Origin of the sequence: Parolsenella sp. LCP21S3_E11, from assembly GCF_052118165.1 — a bacterium.
Classification (GTDB): Bacteria; Actinomycetota; Coriobacteriia; order Coriobacteriales; family Atopobiaceae; genus Parolsenella.
Map to the genome: position 1 here is coordinate 89,797 of NZ_JBQKHS010000004.1, position 21,532 is coordinate 111,328.

Below are 21,532 nucleotides of genomic sequence, written 5' to 3' on the forward strand. Positions count from 1 at the left end.
ACTCTAGCACGTTCATGCGTCCACGCTTTCCGCATTCTCGCGTTCGCGCTTTCGTACTGGTCTATTCGCCTGTACGAATTACCACGTGCGGGAATTCATCTGGCGGAACTGAGCAACGGTTGGAGCGTGCGAATTCATGCCGCCGTCAACGTTGATGATCTGTCCTGTGGTGTAGGTACTTTCATCGGAGCCAAAATATACGGCTGCATGAGCAATGTCTTCTGGGCAACCGTAGCGGTTAACCATGATGCTACCCAAGAAGATATCTTTGAGCATCTGAGGAACCTTCGCCTCGTTTTCCGGCGTAACAATCAAGCCTGGACGGATGCAATTGCAGCGGATGTTGTCTTTGCCGTATTGCAAAGCAACGTATTGCGTGAAGATGTCTACGCCCGCCTTGGCACATGCATAAGCGGTAGAACCTAAGTCGCCTGCACATGATGCCATAGAGCCAATGTTTACGATTGCGCCGCCACCAATTTCTTTCATGTAGGGGATAGCGCACTTCGTTGCATAGAAGGTGCCGCGCAGGTCGCTTTCCAAAATTGCGTCCCACATTTCAAGGGTGAGCTCGTCAACACGACCGTCCTTGAGGGCAACGTTTGCTGCATTGTTTACCAAAATATCGAGCTTGCCGTATTGCTCTACGGTGTCTGCAATAAGCGCTTCGATGCTTGCTGGTTCGGTAATGTCGAAATAGTGGAAGCTTGCCTTGCCGCCTGCTTCAACAATTTGATCAACTACAACTTGGCCTTTTTCGGCACGACGACCACTAATAACAACCGTTGCCCCCTCGGCTGCGTACACCTTTGCGATACCGATGCCAATGCCGCTGGTGGAGCCCGTTACGATAGCAACTTTGCCTTCAAGTCTACCCATTGTGTTTCCTTTCTCGTTCAAAAAATAGATAAGGCATTTGTATTCCTTTTTCGCGTGTTTGTGGATATTTGCATAGAAAAAGTGAACCGCAGGCGTGTGGATTTCGGCAGGAAGGGAAGGGGCCGGCCGCGTTGCGCGCGCTGGGTTTTCCGCATTATGTGCTTAATGCTTCAAAGCATTTCAGTTCGTATGTTATTGAACCGTTTTGTCGTTCGTATTTGGAGGGTAAAACGCCCAACCCTTGCATTGCCTGCAACCGGCATTTGAAGTTTGCGTTGCTGCAGCAGCGCCGCAAAGAGCTTGGCTGCGATTATGTGGCAACAGGGCGCTATGCTCGTCGCGTACAGATGGAAGATGGAAGCTTTGCCCTGTTCAAATGCTGGTAGTACCAAAATCAAAATGAAGGGAATTGAATAGTAGACAGATACAGCATGGTCAGAGGCTGCTGGCAAACAATTTACTCCCTCAACAAAACGCTTGCTCTCTGTTCATAGGGAGCCGACGCGTACGCCCTATATGCAAATTGGGAGTAAATATGTCTAAAATTGCAGGTAAACGGACAAAAGATATCCCCGATTCCGCTCGGAAATCGGGGATATCTCGTCTAATTCATTCTCCCAATTTGCTGGGGCTTTGCGTTTCCTCTGTATGCTGCGACACTCTGCGGTACTCAGCGGACGGAGAAACGACGCCGCAAAATAGCCTATCGGGCTATTCCCACTCGATCGTCGCGGGGGGCTTGCTCGTGATGTCGTAGCAGACGCGGTTGGCGCCAGGGACCTCGGCGACGATGCGGCCGGAGATCCTCGCCAAGACGTCGTAGGGCAGCTTCGCCCAGTCGGCGGTCATGGCGTCGCTGGACTCGACGGCGCGCAGGATGATCGGACGCTGGTAGGTGCGCTCGTCGCCCATGACGCCCACGCTCTTGATGTCGGGCAGCACGGCGAAGTACTGCCAGCAGCTGTGCTCGGAGTTGCGGTCGCCCGTCTCCTCGAACAGTCTCTGGTTGTAGGCGTCGAGCTCCTCGCGCACGATGGCGTCGGCGTTCTTCAGGATCTCGAGCTTCTCCTTGTCGATCGCGCCAATGATGCGGATAGCCAGGCCCGGGCCCGGGAACGGCTGACGGTAGACGATGTGCGCCGGCAGGCCCAGCGCAAGGCCCAGCTCGCGGACCTCATCCTTGAAGAAGTGGTCAAGCGGCTCGATGAGGTCGAAACTCACGCCCTCGGGGAACGGGATCAAGTTGTGGTGGCTCTTGATGGTGCTCGCCTTGCCGCCCGTCTTGCGCGCGCCGGACTCGATGATATCGGGGTAGATGGTGCCCTGGGCGAGGTACTTCACGGGATTGCCGTCGGTCTCGAGCTGCTGGGCGACCGCGAAGAACTCCTTCCAGAACTGCGTGCCGATGATGCGGCGCTTCTCCTCCGGCTCGGTCACGCCGGCCAGGAGCTCGGCATAGCGGTCCTCGGCGTGGACGTGGATGAAGTCGACGTCGAACTGCTTGGTGAAGACCTCCTCGACCTGCTCGGGCTCGTTCTTGCGGAGCAGGCCGTGGTTGATGAAGACGCAGGTCATCTGCTTGCCGATGGCACGGGCGCCAAGGGCGGCGACCACGGAGGAGTCAACGCCACCGGAGAGGGCCAGAATGACGCGGTCCTCGCCCACCTTCTCGCGGAAGTCCGCCGTCATGGTCTCGACGAGGTTGTCCATCGACCAGTTCTTCTCGAGCTTGCAGATATCGAAGAGGAAGTTCGAGAGGATCTGCTGGCCATACTCGGTGTGCTTGACCTCGGGGTGGAACTGCGTGGTGTAGATGCGCTTCTCGGCGTTCTCCATCGCGGCCACGGGGCACGTAGCGGTCTTGGCGGTGACGACGAAGCCCTCCGGCACGTCGCAGACGGCATCGAAGTGGCTCATCCACACGGTCTGCTTCATGGGCGTGCTGTTGAACAGGGCGCTCTTCGCCTCGCGCTCGAGCTCGGCCGGGCCGTACTCGCCCACCTCGGGGTGGAAGACCTTGCCGCCCAGGGTCACGGCCGTGATCTGGTGACCGTAGCAGAAGCCGAGCACGGGGACGCCCATCTCGTAGATGGCGGGGTCGACGCGCGGGGCGTCCTCGGCGTTCACGCTCGCGGGACCGCCGGAGAGGATGATGGCGCTGGGATTCTCCGCAGCGATCTCGGCCGCCGTGGCGTCGCACGGCATGATCTCCGAGTAGACGTTCAAGTCGCGGACGCGGCGCGCGATGAGCTGGCCGTACTGGGCGCCAAAGTCGAGGACGATGACCTTCTGCTGGCTGTTCTGCATGGGCTCCTCCGTGGGACGAGGGTTGCAAGGGTCACGAGCATGTGGGCTCGAGATTTACGAGAGTCGCGCGACTTGGAAGCAGGAACCACGACGAATCGCTGATCCGGCGCGCGCCGTGGGCGCTAGCAAAGTCACGAATTTGACGCGTACAATAATACGTCAGCCACATCAATGCATCTACGTGCGCGCGATTCTTGTTTGTGAACATACGCTAACGTTCCTATGGACTTTTCGCAGCGTGATGCCCGCGCTAGTACCATTGTTTCGTTATAGGCACGTCCATCAAGGGAGCTTGCATGCCCAAACGCAGGAACAAAACCCCCCAGAACCGCACCAGCGACTACTCCCGTGCGGAGGCAATGGAGCGCTACTCCGGAGCCCGTCGCAAGCGCGGTCGCCGCAAGGGTCTCAAGGTGTTCCTCATCGTTCTTGGTGTTGTCGCCGTTCTTGCCTCCACCGCAGCTTGGGCCCTCATGACGCGCATCTCGGGCAGCTTTGGCATGGCAAGTGACTCCGCCCTTCACGGCACCCTCACGGAAGCTAGCTCGGGCGACCCGTTCTACATGGTTCTCATCGGCATCGATAAGGATGAGTATCGCTCCGATAGCAGCGAGTATGGCTCCGCTGAGAGCGCCTATCGCACGGACTCCATCCTCCTCGCCCGCGTCGACCCGACGGAGAAGCAGGTCACGCTCGTTTCGATTCACCGCGACACGCTCGTGGACTTCGGCACCTACGGCAAACAGAAGATCAACTCTGCCTACTCCATCGGCGCCGAGCGCAAGGAATCAGGCGAGCAGAACGTCTCCGGCGCGTCCTACACCGTCGAGACCATCTCCAAGTTTGCGGGCGTTCCCATCTCCCACTATGCGGAGATTGACCTCGACCAGTTCATCTCCGTCGTCGACACCATCGGCGGCATCGAAGTCAACGTCCCGGTCGACGTCTATGACCCGCAGTACACCGGTGCAGACATCAAGGCTGGCCAGCAGACCCTGAACGGTGACCAGGCGCTCAAGCTCTGCCGCGCGCGCCATGCCTATGACAAGTACGGCGACGGCGACGTCTACCGTGCCGCCAACCAGCGCATGGTCATCGGCGCCATCCTGAGGAAGATTCTCGCGAGCGACCCGGCAACCATCGCCTCCACGGTCACCACGCTTGCGGATTCCGTCTCTACCGACCTCTCCGTGGCAGACATCCTGTCTCTTGCCACGCAGTTCCAGGGCTTCAACATGGACACTGACATGTTCAGCGGCATGGAGCCCACCAACTCCAAGTACGTGAACGACACCTGGTATGAGATCTGCGACACCCGGGCTTGGCAGAAGATGATGACTCGCGTGAACCAGGGCCTCTCCCCCTACGAGAGCGAGGAGGAGGACACTGCGCTGGGCATCGCTGGCGCTGGTACCGCCACGAAGAACTCTGACGGCAGCGCGGCTGCTTCCTCCTCTGACAGCAGCGGTGAATCCGCAGAAACCGAGTACTCCGGTTCCGTCAAGGTGTTGAACGGCGCCGGCGTCTCGGGTCTTGCCGGCCGAGTTGCGTCCACGCTCTCGAATCACGGCTTTGACACGACTGCCGCCACGGCGGACTCCTTCGATTACTCATCAACCCGTATCATCTACGTAGGCGATGGCAACCGCGCCAAGGCCGAGGCGGTCGCCGACACGCTTGGCCTCTCGAACGTCGTCGCCGACGACGGCACGTACGCCGGCGAGGCTGACGTCATCGTGGTACTCGGCGCGGACATGGCCAACAACTAGCAGCTTTGGTCGCCAAAGGAGAGCGCTATGTCGCCCAGGCGCGAGCACAGGCAGATGAGCGAGGAAGAACAGCGCGCTAGGGGCGCTGCGGCCCAAAGCCGTCATGCCGAGGGCACGTTTCAGTCTGGATCACGCTTTTCGCGCGGCAATGCGACGCCCGCGCACCAGGCGGGCTATCAGCCAAGCTCGCAAGCCGGCTATCCGGACGCAGGTCAGCCCTCGCGCACGCCCGGCCCGCAGACCACGCGCCAGCCGTACTCTGCCGCTGACGATCCCCGCGCCCGCGTGCCCCGGGTCGAGCAACCGCGCACCGTCACGCGATCACAGGCGGAGGACGTAAACCGCTACCGCCAGATGCGTCAGGAGCGCGACAACGGCGGCGTTCTGCGCAGGCGCCGTCACGCGGGTGGCTCGGATTGGACACGCAACGACTACGGCGACTCGCGGGGCAGCTACGGCGAGCAGGCTGGCGGGGCCAATCTCCCCCAGCGACGCGAGTTCAATCCACGCCGTGCGCTCAAGATCACAAAGCGCGTGCTTATTGTCGCGCTTGCGGCACTTCTCGCCTTTGCCGTTCTCATCACGGTCCGCATGAACCTCGGCGTGTCGCTCGAGACGCGCCTCGCACTCAGACCGGTCCTTCCGGGTCAGCCCTTCTACATGTTGCTCGTTGGCACGGATAAGGACGCGTACCGCGAGGAGACCGGGGCGACGGGCGGCGTATATCGCACGGATTCGATCATCCTCGCTCGCGTCGACCCCATCGCGGCGAAGCTCACGCTCGTCTCCATCCAACGCGACACGTGCGTCAATCTCGGCGGAGACTACGGAGAGCAAAAGATCAACGCCGCCTATACCTACGGCGGTCCGCCCATGCTCATCAAGGCCGTATCAGACCTCGCAGGTGTTCCCATCTCGCATTATGCCGAGATTGACCTCGATCAGTTCATCTCCGTGGTGGATGCCATCGGCGGCATTACGGTAAACGTACCGGTTGACGTGTATGACCCTGACTACACCGGTGCGGATATCAAGGCCGGCGTCCAGGAACTCAACGGTGACGACGCGCTCAAGCTCTGCCGCGCGCGCCACGCCTATGACCAGTACGGCGCCGGCGACTACTTCCGCACGACGAATCAGCGCATGGTCCTTGGCGCGATTCTCAAAAAGTCCCTCTCAGGCAACCCGTTCATGCTGCTGGCGACCCTAAACGCAGGATCTGCAAGCGTCAATACGGATCTTACGGGCTTCGACCTTCTGTTCCTCGGCGCGCGCTTCGCCGGCTTCGATATGGCGGAAAATCTCTATTCCGCACTCGAGCCCACGGTGTCGAGCTACGAGAACGGCGTCTGGTACGAGCGTGTCAACCAGGATGCCTGGACCGAGATGATGAGCCGCGTCGGCCAAGGCCTGCCGCCCTACGCCGACGGCGCGCAAGACCCCACCTCCGGCATCGCCGCCGGAATCGTGGAATAGAAACCTGCACGCGAAGCCGCCTCGGGCCATCAAACACACCGTCGCCGCGCCGCCGACTCGCTGAAACACGGGAAAAACCGCGTTACCACGACGTCGGGAGCACCGCCTGACAACAAATTTGAGATTCTGCGGCTCGATTTCAACTCTTAGCCCCGGTTGGCAAAAGCCCAACTGGGGTTTTATTTGTGGTGCTCGTAGTCTCATATCTGTTTTTGGGCTCAGAACCGCAATATCCAGCCGCAGAATCTCAAATTTGTTGTACGCCCCACTTGCAAACCCGCACAAACAGGCCCGCAGTCAACTCTACAAGCACCCAATTCCCAAAGCGCAAGCCGGATCCAGCCAGACAACCGCTAAAAAAGAAGCCCGTAACCCGGATCCACGAGTGTCCGAGCCGCGAGTATCACTGCAACGTAAACCGAGGCCGGGTCGGGTGGCCCGGCACGAAAGGCTAAGGGAGATCGCGAAGCGATATGTCCTTTCGCAGAGTGGCCACCCGACCCGGCCGTTCAGGTCTAAACGTTAAAGCGGAAGTGCATCACGTCGCCATCGGCCACGACGTAGTCCTTGCCCTCCATTCGGAGCCTTCCCGCCGCCTTACAACCACCCTCGCCACCGAGGGTAACGTAGTCCTCATAGCTAGCGACCTCGGCCTTAATGAAGCCGCGCTCGAAATCCGAGTGAATGACACCAGCGGCCTGCGGAGCCTTGGCGCCGACGGGAATCGTCCACGCCTTGACCTCCATCTCGCCAGCGGTGAAGTAGCTTTGGAGGCCCAGGAGCTTGTAGGCCGCCTGGGCAAGCACGTCGAGACCCGGCTGCTCGAGGCCGAGGCTCTCGAGGTACTCCGCGGCCTCCTCGGCATCGAGGTCGCAAAGCTCGGCCTCGACCTTCGCGCAGATGGGAATGGGCGTAACGCCGTCGATGGGAGCGAAATCGTCGCCAAGCATATCCTCATCGACGTTCGCAACGTAGAGGATCGGCTTCATCGTAAGCAGGAAGAGACCCTTCGCGACAACGCGCTCCTCGTCCGTCATCTCCATAGTGGAGGCACGGTTGCCCTCGTTCAGCCAATCAACGAGACGCTTGGCCACATTGAACTTGGGCATGAGCTCCTTGTCACGCTTCGACTCCTTCTCGAGCTTGGGGAGCTGCTTCTCGAGCGTGCCGAGGTCTGCCAGGATGAGCTCGGTCATGATGGTGTCCGCATCGCCCGCAGGATCGACGAAATCAGCAGTGCGGCCAACCTCACGCATGACGTTGGGATCCTTGAAATAGCGAACGACCTCGCAGATGGCATCGGTCTCGCGGATGTTTGCGAGGAACTGGTTGCCGAGGCCCTCTCCCTCGCTCGCGCCCTTCACGAGACCGGCGATGTCAACAAACTCGACTGCGGCGGGCACGATGCGGCCCGGATGCACGATGTCCGCGAGCTTCTGGAGACGCGAATCCGGCACGTCGACGATGCCGACGTTGGGGTCAATCGTGGCGAAGGGGTAGTTTGCCGCCAGGCCACCCTTCTTGGTGAGTGCGGTGAAGAGAGTCGACTTGCCGACGTTGGGGAGTCCCACGATGCCGATTGAGAGTGCCACGTTTGATCCTTCCGTGCTTTCCGAGGCGAGGCCTCGAGGTTTGATGTCGCTCGGCGCAGGCGCAGGGCCACGCGCCGGAGTGTACTAGTTATCCGTGTCGAGCTTCTCGAGGATGTCGAGACCACGCCTGAGCTGAGCCATACCCTGCTTCTTGAGCTTCTCCATCTCGGCCTTTTGCTCGGCCTGGCGCTTCTTACGCTCGACCTCTTCCTTATCGGGAACGACAAGCTCCGCGCCTTCGTATTTCTCCCAGGTAAGGGCATGTTCGCCGCAAGCCTTGAGGCAAGCGCCGCACTCGATGCAGTAGGCGCTCTCCACCTTGAAGATGCCGTTCTCCGCAAGCTCGCACGCACGCGTGGGGCAAACGTCAGCGCAGTCGCCGCAGAGGTTGCAACGCTCAGGGTCGCAGGTGGGGCGCTGCGGAGAAAGACGGACGGCGAGCTTGGGGTGGCGCTGGAGCGTCGTCATGACAAGCTGGCGGCGCTGGGTGAGCACGCGACGGCGCTGAGTGGGCGCCGGGGCGGCGCCGCCCTCGACCGCGTGGGTGATGGCGTTGATGCGGCGGGTGTTCTCGTCAAGCTTCTGCTTGATGGTGCGAGCGGCGGCAAGGGCGGGGTTGGCGGCGCCAAGGGCGGCCATGCCCTGCTTGCTCATGCTCTCGAGGAACTCCTTGCGCTCGAAATCGTGGTTCTTGGTGTAGTCGAGGTCCTTCTCGTCCACCTCGAGACCGATGCCCTTGCCAGAGAGCTGCTCAGCGAGCTCAATCTGGGAGCCGAGTATCTCTTCGCCCGTGGTGTTGCGGCAACGGTCGCAAATGCCGAGGGGCAGGTAGACGCTCACGTTCTTGTAGTCCGCGAGGATGGCGAACCAGACCTCGGCGGGAACGTCACCGATGCACGGCAGAACGACCTCGTTCTCCTGCGGCATGCGGCCGATGGCGCGCGTGCAGGTGACATACGCGTGCTCGTAGGCGCTCGCCGCGCGGACGATGCGCTCGTAGAGGCGGCGCGGGTTGATCTGGGGCGAGGTAAAGGAGCCGGCAGGGCAGGCCGTCACGCACAGGCCGCACTTACGACAGCTGTCGAGGACCTCAATCGAGCCCTCGGAGAAATCAATCGCCTTGACCGGGCAGACGTCCGCGCAGGCATGGCAGAGCTTCGTGCTCTTGCCCTGGCAGGCGATGCAGCTGTTCACGTTAGCTCGGGGGCGGTCCTTATAGTCAGACGGGTTCCACGTCTCGACTTCCTCGGGATTCGCCGCGAGGGCGTTCGTGATGTCCTCGACTGGATTGGAAAGCGACTGCCAGTCATTCTTGATGTCGATGAGCTCATCGAGCAGGTCGCGCTTCTCGGCCATGTCTCTCCCCTCGCAACCACACCGCTCCCCAGCGGCACAACTGTTTAATCATACCCAAGAAAAGCTGAGGATGCCCCTCCGTAAAGGACATCCTCAGCGTCAACAGCTCAATCTATGCGCATTGCCAAACAGCAGAGGCCCCGGGCCTTGCCTTAGCAAACAACCAAGCACGCCACTCAAGCCGTACGCATCGGCGATGTAAACAGCAGAAGCCCCGACACCGGTGTTGCTAAGCAAACATTCCGCAGCGCCAAAGGCGCGAGGACGTTTGCGGGCAACGCCGGATCGGGGCTTCGTCAGGTGGCTAAACCTTCAGGCTTAGTACATGCCGCCGCCCTGGCCGCCCTGGGCAGCTGCGGCGGAGATGGCCTCCTCGATGGTGGTGTCCTTGGGCTCGTCGGTGACCGTGGCCTCGGTGATGAGGATCAGGCTGGCGACAGAGGCGGCGTTCTGCAGCGTCACGCGGGAGACCTTGACCGGGTCAAGCACGCCCATCTCAATCATGTCGCCCCACTCGCCGTTGGCGGAGTTGAGGCCCTGGCCGGCGGGGAGGTTCTTGATCTTCTCGACGACGACGGAACCCTCGAAGCCGGCGTTCTCGGCGATCTTCTTGACCGGGGCGGTCAGCGCCTTGCGGACGATCTCGACGCCAATCTTCTCCTCGTCCGTGGCTTCGACCTTGTCAAGCTCGGGCAGAGCCTCGAGGAACGCGACGCCACCGCCGGCAACGATGCCCTCCTCGACGGCCGCACGGGTGGCCTGCAGGGCGTCCTCGATGCGGTGCTTGATCTCCTTGAGCTCGACCTCGGTGGCAGCGCCGACCTTGATGACGGCCACGCCGCCGGAGAGCTTGGCGAGACGCTCCTGGAGCTTCTCGCGGTCAAAGTCGGAGTCGGTGTGCTCGATCTCGCCCTTGATCTGGGCGACACGCTCGTCGATAGCAGCCTTAGAGCCGGCGCCGGAGACGATGGTGGTGTTGTCCTTGGTGATCTTGACAGCCTTGGCGCGGCCGAGCATCTCGGCGGTGGTGTCGGCGAGCTTGATGCCAAGCTCCTCCATAGCAACCTGGCCGCCGGTGAGGATGGCGATGTCCTCGAGCATGCGCTTGCGACGGTCACCGTAGCCAGGGGCCTTCACGGCGGCGATCTTCAGCGTGCCGCGGAGCTTGTTGAGGATGAGCGTGGCCAGGGCCTCGCCATCGACGTCCTCGGCGATGATGAGCAGCGAGGAGCCAGACTTCTGAACGGCCTCGAGCACCGGCAGGATGTCCTGGATGTTGGAGACCTTCTGGTCGGTCATGAGGATGTAGGGGTTCTCGAGCTCGGCGACCATGGCGGAGTTGTCGGTCGCGAAGTACGGGGAGATGTAGCCCTTGTCGAACTGCATGCCCTCGACGGTGTCGACGGAGATACCGAAGTTGGTCTTGTCCTCGTCAACGGTGATGACGCCGTCCTTGCCCACGACCTCCATGGCGTCGGAGATCTTCTGGCCAACCTGCGGGTCAGAGGCGGAGATGGTGCCGACGGAGGCAATCTGCTCCTTGGTGTCGACCGTCTTGGCGGAGGCCTTCATGGAGTCGACAACGACGTTGACGGCCTTGTCGATGCCGCGGCGGATGGCCAGCGGGTCGGCGCCGGCGGCGACGTTGCGCAGGCCCTCGTTCACGATGACCTGGGCGAGGAGCGTGGCGGTGGTGGTGCCGTCACCCACGGTGTCGTTGGTCTTGGTGGCGACCTCCTTGACGAGCTGGGCGCCCATGTTCTCCACATGGTCCTTCAGCTCGATCTCCTTGGCAACGGAGACGCCGTCATTGGTGATCGTGGGGGCACCGAAGTTGCGCTCGAGGGCAACGTAGCGGCCCTTGGGGCCCATGGTGGCGGTAACGGCGTCAGCCAGAGTGTTGACGCCCTTGGCGAGCTTGGCACGGGCATCGGTGCCGAACATGATGTTCTTAGCCATTGGTGGCTTCCTTTCGAGTTGACCGCGCTTCGCCGAGTCTTGGCACGCGCGGTTGAAGTTTCATGGAATGCGGGCGTTACCCGCGAAAGAGCTAGGCCTCGATGATGGCGTAGATGTCGTCAGCGCGGAGAAGCAGGTAATCCTCGCCGTCGACCTTGACGTCGCTGCCGCCGAACTTGCCGTAGTAGACCTCGTCGCCAACCTTGACGTCCAGGGCGATGCGCTCGCCGTGGTCGGTGAACTTGCCAGCGCCGACGGCGATGACCTCGCCCTTCTGCGGCTTCTCCTGAGCACCGCTGGAGATGTAGAGGCCGGTCGAGGTCTTCTCCTCCTTGGGAGCGGGCTTGACCAGGACGCGGTCACCGAGCGGCTTGAGAGTCGTCATATCCAAGAACCTCCTTCTGGGCGCCCTCCTGGGCGCACGAATATCCAACGTGCGATTGCGATTGACGCATCGCCAATTCCAACGTTGAGAATGATACCCAGACGATCCGACTTATACCAGACGGATTGAAAAAATCTTCTGAGAACGCGCTTAGATTTTGTGATAGCGGCTCGAGTAAAGAACGTGAGCGCCCCTATGCAGGGAAAATGCGACGCTTCGCTCAAATTTGGCAAATCCGCGAACGGTAATTGCCTTGGAGCGTTTTATGAACTAGGGCCCGCACGCCAGCCTCGTTCAGCCCGTTTTATGCGTCATAGCAGAAGCTCGATGAGAGGCCGCAGATTGTTTGCCAAACATCGATGTAGATGTGCTCACGCTAATAACTTCATATGCACTGTCTACAGACAACACGCCGTCTCGGACGGACGATATCGGCAGGCCGAAAGGAGTGAGCCATGAGAAACCTCCCCCGCATTGACCGCGATGACGCCAAAGTGCCCAGAAGCCCGATGACAGCCATGGTGCGCACATCCCTAAGCGATTGCCTGAGCAGCAAGGCGCTCATTGTCGTGCTCATCCTTGCACAGGCGCTCTTCTTGCTCCCGGGACTCGTGGGCTATCCAACGCTCTCCGATCTGGCGATTGGCCAGGAGCAGGTCAACCAGACCCTGGAGATCCTGTTGACCGGAATGGAGAGCGGCGTCTACGACTCGGCACCGGACGCGCTCAAGGACATCAACGCACGCGAGCTCGAAGCGCTCACGGCCGCTTCAAACGCGCCCTATCCGAGCAAGGAGTTCTTCATCGCCTACGCGCAGTATTACGACGTAGAGATCGAATGCGCAAAGCTCGGCCACACCGAGTCGACCCCAAGTCTGTACGCTCGCTCTGAACTCATCCATCGATTGGCCGGTCTTGAAAACCCCGAGGTATACGCCAGCGCGACAGAGATGCCGGCCCTGTACTATCTAACATTTGTACTGGGCCTCATGCCGGGAATCATTCTGCTGCTGCCGGTAGCACTGCTCACGAGCGGTTCCCAAAGGAGGCTCGGAGGCAGAACTCTAGTCTCAATGGCGCCAGTCTCGCGAGCATCCGAGCGCCTGGCATGTACTGCCGCTGCGTCCGCTCTGTCGCTTGCGTGCCTCGCGGCCACGCTTCTCCCGGCAGCACTTCTCGCAGCGATGAGGAACGGCATCGGCGACTTCGCATATCCCGTCGTGAGCGTCACCGATGGGGTCGTGAGCTCGAGCACCATCGGGGATGTGCTCGCACAGGACGCCACGCTCATGACGTTTGCGTCGCTTATGGTAGTCGCACTCGTCGCGGCGGCAGAATCCGTCCGGGCACACTGCGGGTTGGGAGTTGCGATCGCGCTGCTCGTCTGCCCCCTGATTCCCATTTACACGTCGCAGTCGTCGAGATGGAGAGCGGTCGCGAGGCATCTTCCCAGCTCATACATCTCGTGCGGAAGCGTCGTGGAACTGCCGGCCTATGCAAACGGACTTGATATCCGGGCGATTCCAGGCACCACGTGGGAGCTTGGGCTCGTGACGCTCTTCCTATTCACGACCGCCCTCCTGGCCATCGCCCTCTTTACGGACATGGCTCGTGAGCGCACGGCAACAAAGCAGCTAGCGAGGCGATTCTCATGATTAGCTTCCTCAACCTTTGTGCACGACGCGGAGACAGGCTTGTCCTGGACAACGCCAGCATCGAAATACCCACCGACACCGTCACGGGGCTCGTCGCCCCCAACGGAAGCGGCAAGACAACGCTGCTCGAGTCAATCTATGAGCCATGGAGCAGGCACGTCACATGCAAGATCGACGGCGGGAACACATCGGTCACACGCAATCCGAGCGCCGTCGAATGGAAAAGGGTCGTCTTCTACCTGCCGTCGCCATCCGTTCTGAGCCTGCGCGCCTCCGTTCGGCAGAACATCGAATTTGCCAGAGATTGTTGGGGATCGCAGGTAGACGTTGCAAAGCTATCCTCCCGCCTTGGCATTGAGGGATTCCTCGATCTTCCCGTCCGAAAGTGTTCGCAAGGAATGGCGCAGCTCGCCTCCATTGCCATCGCCATGGCAACGGGAGCAGACCTACTCCTTTTCGACGAGCCCATGAGCGCGCTTGACCCCACCAATGTTGGAACCGTCACAAGAGCCATGCGGTCCTACGTGCGAACCGGCCGCTCAATCGTTCTGTCGAGCCACAACCTCGCAAACGTTGACCTTTCCTGCGACCGCGTCGCCTTCATCGTCAACAAACAGGTTGAGCTTCACGACCGCATAAGAAACCACACCGACACCTGTGCCGCCCGCTACCACGAGCTTTACGAGAAAGGAGGAAGCGCACCAGCGCACTAAAGAGAACCGACAGGAGGAGCGAGCATGCTAAGCAGAACCAAAAAAGCCATGCTCACGCCCTAGCGGCTCTCATAACGACCTGGTAGAACCTAGCCGCCCGGCAATCATCGGGCGGCTTTCATTTCACAGCACCCCAACACAGGTCAACAAGCTCGACGAGGGAATGGATGCCGAGCTTGCGATAGGCAGTTCGACGAGCGGAGTTGACGGCGCCGGGAGAGAGGCAGCGTTTGGAGCAAATCTCGGCGCCGTCGCAACCAGCGACCAGAAGCATTACCACATCTACCTCGGTTTCATTGAGTCCACGACTCACGAGATAGGCAGACAGCCTACGGCCCCGTCCCCCATCGGCGCTCATCCCGGCACTACTTGACACCCACTCAAGTTCGTCCCTCACCGAGAGAAAGAGAGAGACGGCCCCGGCAATTACGTACGCCCCAGAGACAAGGCCCGCAAGCATGGCACATGCCATAGCGGCTTCATCATTCGAAATGAGCGCGAGAAGCGCCGGTAGACGAGGCACGAGCCATGACGAGTAGCCGCCGAGAAGCATTCCCAACCCAAGACACGAGAACGCCAGCACTGGGGTGCGCAGGAGCCACACCCCATGGCCGGCGAGCCGGACAACGACCATGGCCAATGTGAGAATCAGAACAAGCAGCGGAATAAGCCCCAGCAACCACCCCACAAAACAGATTGACGGTGCCACGCGAAGAGCAGTGCGCGACACGTCACCTCCGGGACTCACAAACCCATAAAACACCAGGCAGAGACTCAGCAACATCACTGCCGCGTAATCCGTAGCCCAGTCTTGGCCGAGCGCCCAGCCCACCACTACGGCAATGCAAATCACCGCGAGAAGCAGAATGTGCCACGAGCGAGAGGCCTCGTCACCCGCATGGTGCGGCTTATCCATGGGCGTCCCGGCTCGCAACTCGTCAATCGATGCCACGCGCAGTTTGTCTAACGCACGCGACTGCAAATTCCTCACCGTAGAGGCGCTAATCCCCATTTGAACGGCAACTTTGGCAGAGGAGAGCCCCACCAGGCGAAGCCGCAGAGCCTCAGACTCACGCGGCGACAGCCCAGAACCTTCAAACGCCGTTCTGATGCGCCCGGTATCCGCTATTTCCTCATCGCATTCCTCCGCCTTGCGCGCAGAAGAGGCGGCTCCAATGGCCATTACCGTCAACGCAAGCACAAGCAGCACGAGAGGAACCGCCATGTCCCAAACCAAGGCACGACCAAGCGCGGGAAAGAGCGAGCTGAGCAACCACGCAAGAAATAGCCCCGCGCAGTAGCCGCGGATTATTGAACGTGCCGAACAGGCCCGCAGACGCAATGCAGCAGCTCCAAGGCCAAGAGTCACAACGGACCAGGCGACCGACGGCAGCAGCATGGCCAATCCGCAGGAAGGCATCCCCGAGCTCAGCGGCCGCATCCCCGGCATATCGCCCAGCCCGCCCAGTGTGAACGCCCCTAGCAGTAGCTCATCATCCGACCCAGCCGCGGCGGCCGAAACTCTAACGAGCGTCCAGTTGGGCATAAGGCGAGCAGACAACCCAAGCAACGCGGCCGCGAGCAGCGCACACCCCACCGTCCACACACGCTCGCCGCGTTCGCCAGCGGGGAAGTCAGCCGCGTCGTCAGAACCCATATCCGCAGGCAAACGATGCAAGCGCTGCACACAAGCAGCCAACGTAGGACAGCGCCAGGGCGCTGGGGACGCGCGGGGTGGAGTTCACGCTCCCCCACGAGAATCCAGCCGCTCCCCACCAGCAACCAGACAGGTAGGCGAGCATCGCCAGCGCACCAGCCACGACGAGCACGCGCTCGCGCTCCCTGCGGATACGCGGCGCCATACATCCCGCAAGCCCAGCCAGGGCCATCGCGGGCGTTAGCGTGGAGAACGCAAGCGATAGCCCATCGCAGGCAAACGGACTCGGCGGCGCAAGCACCTGAGGTGCCCCAACAAGCAGGGCAAGCCACGCAAGCGGCATGAAGGCCGAGAGACGGAGACAAGGGTATGTCCGCCTCGCGTCCATTGGCTACTCCAGTCCGTCGAGCTCGCGCTGCCACAGCGTGCAGACGGCATCGCTCGGCATGCGCAGGTCGCCGCGCGGGCTCACGGCCACGCTGCCGACCTTGGGGCCGTCCGGCAGGCAGCTGCGCTTGAACTGCTGCGAGAAGAAGCGCCAGTAGAACTTTCGCAGCCACTTCATGATCGTCTCGGCATCATAGGTGCCAACCGCGGCGTCATCGGCATCCGCGCCGCTCGCGTAGCGGCCGCCAAACGCCTCGAGCGCCAGGCGATAGACCTTCGCCGGGCCAAAGCCGCAGCGCAGCACGTTATAGAGGAAGAAGTCATGGAGCTCGTAGGGGCCCACGAGGTCCTCGGTCTTCTGGGAGATCTTGCCATCGCCCGTGGCGGGCAGGAGCTCCGGCGAGACCGGCGTGTCGAGCACGTCGTCGAGCACGGCGGCGAGCGCGGCGTCGCCCTTCGCGCGGACCTCGTCGGCGACGTAGCGCACGAGGTGGCGCACGAGCGTCTTGGGCACGCCGGCGTTCACGCCGTACATGCTCATGTGATCCGCGTTGTAGGTGGCCCAACCAAGGGCGAGTTCGGAGAGGTCACCCGTGCCGACCACGAGGCCGCCCTCCCTGTTCGCGACGTCCATGAGGATCTGCGTGCGCTCGCGGGCCTGCGCGTTCTCGTAGGTCACGGAGTGGTCCGCCTCGTCATGGCCGATATCCTCGAAGTGCTGGCGAACCGCCGCGGCGATGCTCACCTCGCGCAGCTCGCAGCCGAGCGCCTCGGACATGGCGCGGGCGTTGTCGTGCGTGCGGTCCGTGGTGCCAAAGCCGGGCATCGTGATGGCGAGGATGCCGGAGCGGTCGAGGCCGAGCAGGTCGAACGCTCGGGCGCAGACGAGCAGCGCCAGTGTGGAGTCAAGGCCGCCGGAGACGCCAATGACCGCGCGGGCGGAGTGGGTGTGGGAGAGGCGCTTCGCCAGGCCATGGGCCTGGATGGCAAAGATCGACTCGCATCGCTCGGCACGACGGGCGCGGTCCGCCGGGACGAAGGGGTGCGGGTCCACGCAGCGCGCGTCGAGGGGCGTCTCGCGCGGCTCGAGCGAAAAGAGCGTGGTGACGTAGCCCGAGGCCATCGGGTCGACCTCGAACGTCGACATGCGCAGGCGGTCATGGTCAATAAGGCCGAGGTCAACGATGGAAGTGGCACCAGTGCAGGCATGGCCCTCGGCGCGAACGAGGAGCTCGTCATCGAGTGGCTTGGTCTCGCCGAGGACGCGGCCGTTCTCCGCGACGAGGCAGTGCCCGCCATAGACGACGTCCTGGGTGGACTCTCCCCAACCGGCGCTCGCGTAGGCGTAGGCACAGACGAGGCGCGCGCTCGTGGCACTCACGAGGTCGCGGCGATAGTCCGCCTTGCCCACGAGCTCGTTCGAGGCGGAGAGGTTGCAGATGAGCGTCGCGCCCGCCATGGCGGCAGCGGTGCTCGGCGGGTTGGGGACCCAGAGGTCCTCGCAGATCTCCGCCGCGACGACGAGCCCGGGCACGTCCTCGCACTCGAAGAGCTGCTCGGCGCCGAACGGCACCTCGTCGAAGCCCGCGAAGCTCACGAGCATCACGTCCTCAGGACCGACGGAGAAGCGCCTACCCTCGTAGAACTCGCCGTAGGTGGGGATGTTGCGCTTGGGCACGAGGCCGAGAAGCTCGCCGCGCGAGAGAACGGCGGCGCAGTTGTAGAGCTTGGAGGCGACGCGCACCGGCACGCCCACGAGAACGAGGGCATCCGCCTCGGCTGTTTTGGCGGCGAGGGTCGCCAGGCCCTCCTCGGCGGCACGCAGGAGCGCGTCCTGCCAGAAGAGGTCCTCGCAGGTGTAGGAGGTGATTGCAAGCTCAGGCAGCACGATGACCTGGGCATCGGAGGCGAGCAAGGCCGCCGCGCATGACTCGACGTTGAACTCAACGTCCGCCACGCGCACCGCCGGCGTCAGCGCCGCAACCTTAATGAATCCGTCTCGCATCTCATACCTCCCAAAAGTTGACAAAGGGACAGTCCCTTTGTCAACTTTTCGCTATCGTCCCGCGGCCGATGCCGGTCAGTCTCTCGATCTGGCGCACGGACAGGCCCGCATCCTTAAGGTCAAAGAGTAGCGCATTGCGGCGCGGTCGCTCCATCGCTTTGACGTCTCCCGGGGCAATATCGCCAAGGATACGCCGCGCGACCTCGCGGGCCTCGCCATCGGCGATCCTCGAGCGCTGGCCAAAGCGATAATCGCCCTCCCCCTGCGCTTGAAAGGCCCGGAAGGCCTCCCTGCCGCCGCACAACTCGAGTATCAGCGAAACGGTCGTAATCCCCCGGACGCCTGACGCATACTCGTGGTAGCTACTCCACAAATACTCGTCCGCCGAACAAATGCCCGCCTTGGCAGGATTGTTGTGGATATAGCGCGCCGCCTGCAGCAGGTAGGCCTCGCTCCCAATCGGTTGGCTCTTGAACCTCTGCTGGAAGACGTGGCCGATATGACCCGTCTTCGCGTTGAAACGCATGGCGTAGCCCGTGGCGAGCGACTTCATGAATTCGCTGAGGCGACCGCCCTGGTCCTCGAGGAGGAGATGCACGTGGTTGGACATGAGGCAGTAGGCGTGGACGAGCATGCCGCACTTCTCGGCTGCCGCAGCGACGAGCTCGAGAAATGCGCGATAGTCGCTTGCATCCTCGAACAGGTTTTGGCCGCCGTTCCCCTTCGCGACCACGTGATAGAAGCCGGATTCTGACCTTGCGCGCGCAACCCTCGGCATAAGAACGCCTCCCCACCCGTCGATTAAGGTGAGGAGGCTTATACCCGTTCGCTTCGCAAAAAACCTGACAAAACGGCATCACTTTATGCAGGTAGAACGCCAAAAGTTGACAAAGGGACTGTCCCTTTGTCAACTTTTACAGGCTCATGTTGGGGGTGGCGTCCATGGATGGGTCGGAGAACTCGCCGAGGTCGAACTTGCGCTTGGCCACGAGGGCGATCATCGCGGCGTTGTCGGTGCAGGCAGTGAGGGGCGGCACGGTGACACGCACGTGCATGCGGCCGAACTTGCGCTTGTATGCCTCACGGAGCTGGGGGTTCGCCGCGACGCCGCCGCCAACGCAGAAGTCGCGGGCGCCGGTCTTCGAGACGGCCTCGGCCGCCTTCGCCACCTGCACGTCGATGACCGCGGCCTCGAAGCTCGCCGCGAGGTCGGGCAGGTTGATGGCGCGTCCGGCGCGGTTCTCGTTGTTGATGTAGGTGATGACGCTGGTCTTGAGGCCCGAGAGCGAGAAACTGTAATCGCCGCTGTGCATCATCGCGCGCGGGAAGTGAATCGCCTTGCGGTTGCCCTTCTCGGCCAGGCGACTGATGACGGGGCCACCCGGATAGCCCAGGCCCAGTGCCTTGGCAACCTTGTCGAAGGCCTCGCCCACGGCGTCGTCGATGGTCTGGCCGAGGACCTCGTAATCGCCCCAGTCGCGCACGTGAACGAGCATGGTATGGCCGCCCGAGACAAGGCTCGCCACGAAGGGCGGCTTGAGGTCGGGCGTCTCGAAGAGGTTCGCGAAGAGGTGTCCCTCAAGGTGGTTCACACCAATAAGCGGCAGGTCAGCGGCTGAGGCAAGGCCCTTGGCAAACGCGATGCCCACCACAAGCGCACCCACGAGACCCGGCCCCTGGGTGACGCCCACGGCGGCGAGGTCCGCCGGAACGAGCGTGTCGACGCCAAAGTGAGCGCCAGCCTTCGCCATCGTCTCTTCGTAGACGCCGACAATCGCCTCCGTATGCTTACGGCTCGCGATCTCCGGAACCACGCCGCCAAAGCGCGCGTGGAAGTCGATCTGGGTGGCGACGACGTTGGCGACGATCTCGCCCGCGCCGTCAATGACGGCCATCGCGGTCTCGTCACAGCTGCTCTCGATGGCAAGGATCAGGGGGCCAGCGGCAGCGATTGCCTCGCGCGCGGCGTCGTCGCGCGGAGCGGCCACGATGGGCCACGGGCGGACGGAAGCGTGCGGATCGGGCGTGTCGTGGCGGCTTGGCGTCACGAGCGGAAGCTGCGCCTCCATGATGAGAGCGTCGTGACCCTGTCCATAATAGTTGGGCCTACGGCCGACCTCGGCATAGCCGAGACCCGCATAAAGCGCCTGAGCTGCGGCGTTATCAACGTCCACCTCAAGCACGGAGGTCGTGGCGCCCAGCATCTGCGCGTCATAGGTCACACGAGCAAGCAGCCTCGCAGCGATACCCTCGCGGCGACGCGAGGAGGCCACGGCGACATTGTCGATCTGGATCTCTCCACCGGCGACGACGCCTCCGGCGTAACCCACGATAGAGCCCTCGTCATGGGCGACCCACCAAATGTGGCCGGGAAGCGCGAGGTCATCCGCAAAAAGGTTCTCGCTCCAGGGCGTGTGGTTCGAATCGCCAAAGACCTCGAGCTCGAGCGCCGCGAGCGCCGCAGGGTCATTGGCATTGGCAGGACGGAGCTGGAGGTGACGGTCTGCAAGCGCGTCATCGCACCCCGTGGTGGTGACGGTTGCGGGAGAGGCGAGGCCGAGGCGCTTTGCCTCGTTCTCCTCGGCATCGGAGAGACGCGTGTAGACGGGGAGCACGAGCGCGGGGTCACCGCTGTTTGCCGGCGCGGTGCTCTCGCCGTCGAACGTCCCGGCCGCCGCGGCGGCACGAATCAGGCCCTCGCCCACCGGATGCCAGGCGTCCTCGCTCGCAAAACGCGCGAAACCGGCCTCCTCATACTGGGCACGGTACTTGGCAAGGCCGTCGCCCGCGAGGATGAACTCCCCAGCGTCCGGACGCTCGGCCCAGGCGGCAACGGCGTCCACGGCCTTGACAACGGTCTCCACCTCGAAAAGGCGCACGGGTCCGCTCTCGTCAACCCGATATAGGCCGGGATAGACCTCGCGACGCATAGCATCGCCAACGACACCCACGAGGCCGCGCACGCCAGACTTCCAGACACCCCAGGCGACGGCATCGAGAGTCGAGGCGCCAAAGAGTGGGCACTCGAGACCGCAGGCAAGGCCTTTTGCAGTCGCGATGCCGATACGCACTCCCGTAAAGCTGCCGGGACCACGCCCCACAAGGACGCAGTCCACATCCCCGCGCGTAAGGCCGGCACGCTCGAGCACGCCGGCACACGTGTTCACAAGCTCCTCGTTCGCATGGCGACGGCACAGGTGATCGCCCGCGGCAAGCAGCTCGACGCGCTCGCCCTCGACGCGCCCAACGGCGCATGCGAGCATATCCGTCGAGGTATCGACGGCGAGAACGTTGTGTGAAGATGCGGCTAGGCTCATGGGTTACAGCCCCTCTCGGCAGTGCGTTTAACCCATCAAGTGTAGCCGTCTAGCACGCGCGACGCACGCGCGGGA

General features: G+C 62.2%; 16 protein-coding genes. 5 read left to right on the forward strand and 11 right to left on the reverse strand.

Annotation, left to right across the window (positions count from 1 at the left end; translation table 11 throughout):
• Positions 1–78: 78 nt before the first annotated feature.
• Positions 79–879 carry an SDR family NAD(P)-dependent oxidoreductase gene (locus tag ACTQ1Z_RS05390; protein WP_123220203.1) on the reverse strand — a complete coding sequence of 267 codons (801 nt, stop codon included), beginning with the start codon at positions 877–879 and terminating at the stop codon, positions 79–81.
• 131 nt (positions 880–1,010) lie between these two features.
• On the opposite strand from ACTQ1Z_RS05390, the gene ACTQ1Z_RS05395 reads away from it, so the two are divergent.
• Positions 1,011–1,265 carry a hypothetical protein gene (locus ACTQ1Z_RS05395; protein ID WP_441859380.1) on the forward strand — a complete coding sequence of 85 codons (255 nt, stop codon included), beginning with the start codon at positions 1,011–1,013 and terminating at the stop codon, positions 1,263–1,265.
• Between the two features lie 325 nt (positions 1,266–1,590).
• Here the strand turns inward: ACTQ1Z_RS05395 and guaA are convergent, their stop codons facing one another.
• The gene (gene guaA / locus ACTQ1Z_RS05400) at positions 1,591–3,186 is read right to left on the reverse strand and encodes a glutamine-hydrolyzing GMP synthase (RefSeq protein ID WP_441859383.1); all 1,596 of its coding nucleotides are present in this window, start codon (positions 3,184–3,186) and stop codon (positions 1,591–1,593) included.
• Between the two features lie 296 nt (positions 3,187–3,482).
• Here guaA and ACTQ1Z_RS05405 point away from each other — a divergent pair, with 296 nt between their 5' ends.
• The gene (locus ACTQ1Z_RS05405; RefSeq protein WP_441859386.1) at positions 3,483–4,955 is read left to right on the forward strand and encodes an LCP family protein; all 1,473 of its coding nucleotides are present in this window, start codon (positions 3,483–3,485) and stop codon (positions 4,953–4,955) included.
• 27 nt (positions 4,956–4,982) lie between these two features.
• The gene (locus ACTQ1Z_RS05410; protein ID WP_441859389.1) at positions 4,983–6,431 is read left to right on the forward strand and encodes an LCP family glycopolymer transferase; all 1,449 of its coding nucleotides are present in this window, start codon (positions 4,983–4,985) and stop codon (positions 6,429–6,431) included.
• A 515-nt stretch (positions 6,432–6,946) separates the two neighbouring features.
• Here ACTQ1Z_RS05410 and ychF read toward each other — a convergent pair.
• From ychF to groES, 4 genes are all read right to left on the reverse strand, one after another.
• Positions 6,947–8,023: a redox-regulated ATPase YchF gene (gene ychF, locus ACTQ1Z_RS05415; protein WP_441859392.1), complete on the reverse strand. Its 1,077-nt coding sequence runs from the start codon at positions 8,021–8,023 to the stop codon at positions 6,947–6,949.
• Between the two features lie 84 nt (positions 8,024–8,107).
• Positions 8,108–9,379, reverse strand: coding sequence for a 4Fe-4S ferredoxin (locus ACTQ1Z_RS05420; RefSeq protein ID WP_441859395.1), 1,272 nt, complete (start codon positions 9,377–9,379; stop codon positions 8,108–8,110).
• Positions 9,380–9,697: 318 nt separating this feature from the next.
• Positions 9,698–11,338, reverse strand: a complete 1,641-nt coding sequence (gene groL / locus ACTQ1Z_RS05425) for a chaperonin GroEL (RefSeq protein WP_441859398.1) — start codon at positions 11,336–11,338, stop codon at positions 9,698–9,700.
• A 91-nt stretch (positions 11,339–11,429) separates the two neighbouring features.
• Positions 11,430–11,723 carry a co-chaperone GroES gene (gene groES / locus ACTQ1Z_RS05430; protein WP_320679914.1) on the reverse strand — a complete coding sequence of 98 codons (294 nt, stop codon included), beginning with the start codon at positions 11,721–11,723 and terminating at the stop codon, positions 11,430–11,432.
• A 455-nt stretch (positions 11,724–12,178) separates the two neighbouring features.
• On the opposite strand from groES, the gene ACTQ1Z_RS05435 reads away from it, so the two are divergent.
• Complete coding sequence (locus tag ACTQ1Z_RS05435; protein WP_441859401.1) at positions 12,179–13,378, forward strand: hypothetical protein; 1,200 nt, start codon at positions 12,179–12,181, stop codon at positions 13,376–13,378.
• Complete coding sequence (locus tag ACTQ1Z_RS05440) at positions 13,375–14,091, forward strand: ABC transporter ATP-binding protein (RefSeq protein WP_320679917.1); 717 nt, start codon at positions 13,375–13,377, stop codon at positions 14,089–14,091. Before ACTQ1Z_RS05435 ends, ACTQ1Z_RS05440 begins: the two co-directional genes overlap by 4 nt.
• Before the next feature lie 118 nt (positions 14,092–14,209).
• Here the strand turns inward: ACTQ1Z_RS05440 and ACTQ1Z_RS05445 are convergent, their stop codons facing one another.
• The 5 genes from ACTQ1Z_RS05445 to tsaD all read right to left on the reverse strand — a co-directional run bounded on the left by ACTQ1Z_RS05445 (position 14,210) and on the right by tsaD (position 21,457).
• Positions 14,210–15,490, reverse strand: coding sequence for a LuxR C-terminal-related transcriptional regulator (locus tag ACTQ1Z_RS05445; protein ID WP_441859404.1), 1,281 nt, complete (start codon positions 15,488–15,490; stop codon positions 14,210–14,212).
• 247 nt (positions 15,491–15,737) lie between these two features.
• A complete protein-coding gene (locus ACTQ1Z_RS05450) occupies positions 15,738–15,953 on the reverse strand; it encodes a hypothetical protein (RefSeq protein WP_441859407.1) in 216 nt (71 codons plus the stop codon).
• A gap of 186 nt (positions 15,954–16,139) precedes the next feature.
• Positions 16,140–18,140 (reverse strand): NAD(+) synthase, encoded by a 2,001-nt coding sequence (locus tag ACTQ1Z_RS05455; RefSeq protein WP_441859409.1) that lies wholly within the window; start codon positions 18,138–18,140, stop codon positions 16,140–16,142.
• Between the two features lie 40 nt (positions 18,141–18,180).
• The gene (locus tag ACTQ1Z_RS05460; protein ID WP_441859413.1) at positions 18,181–18,918 is read right to left on the reverse strand and encodes a transposase; all 738 of its coding nucleotides are present in this window, start codon (positions 18,916–18,918) and stop codon (positions 18,181–18,183) included.
• 136 nt (positions 18,919–19,054) lie between these two features.
• A complete protein-coding gene (gene tsaD / locus ACTQ1Z_RS05465) occupies positions 19,055–21,457 on the reverse strand; it encodes a tRNA (adenosine(37)-N6)-threonylcarbamoyltransferase complex transferase subunit TsaD (protein WP_320679922.1) in 2,403 nt (800 codons plus the stop codon).
• Positions 21,458–21,532: the final 75 nt, after the last annotated feature.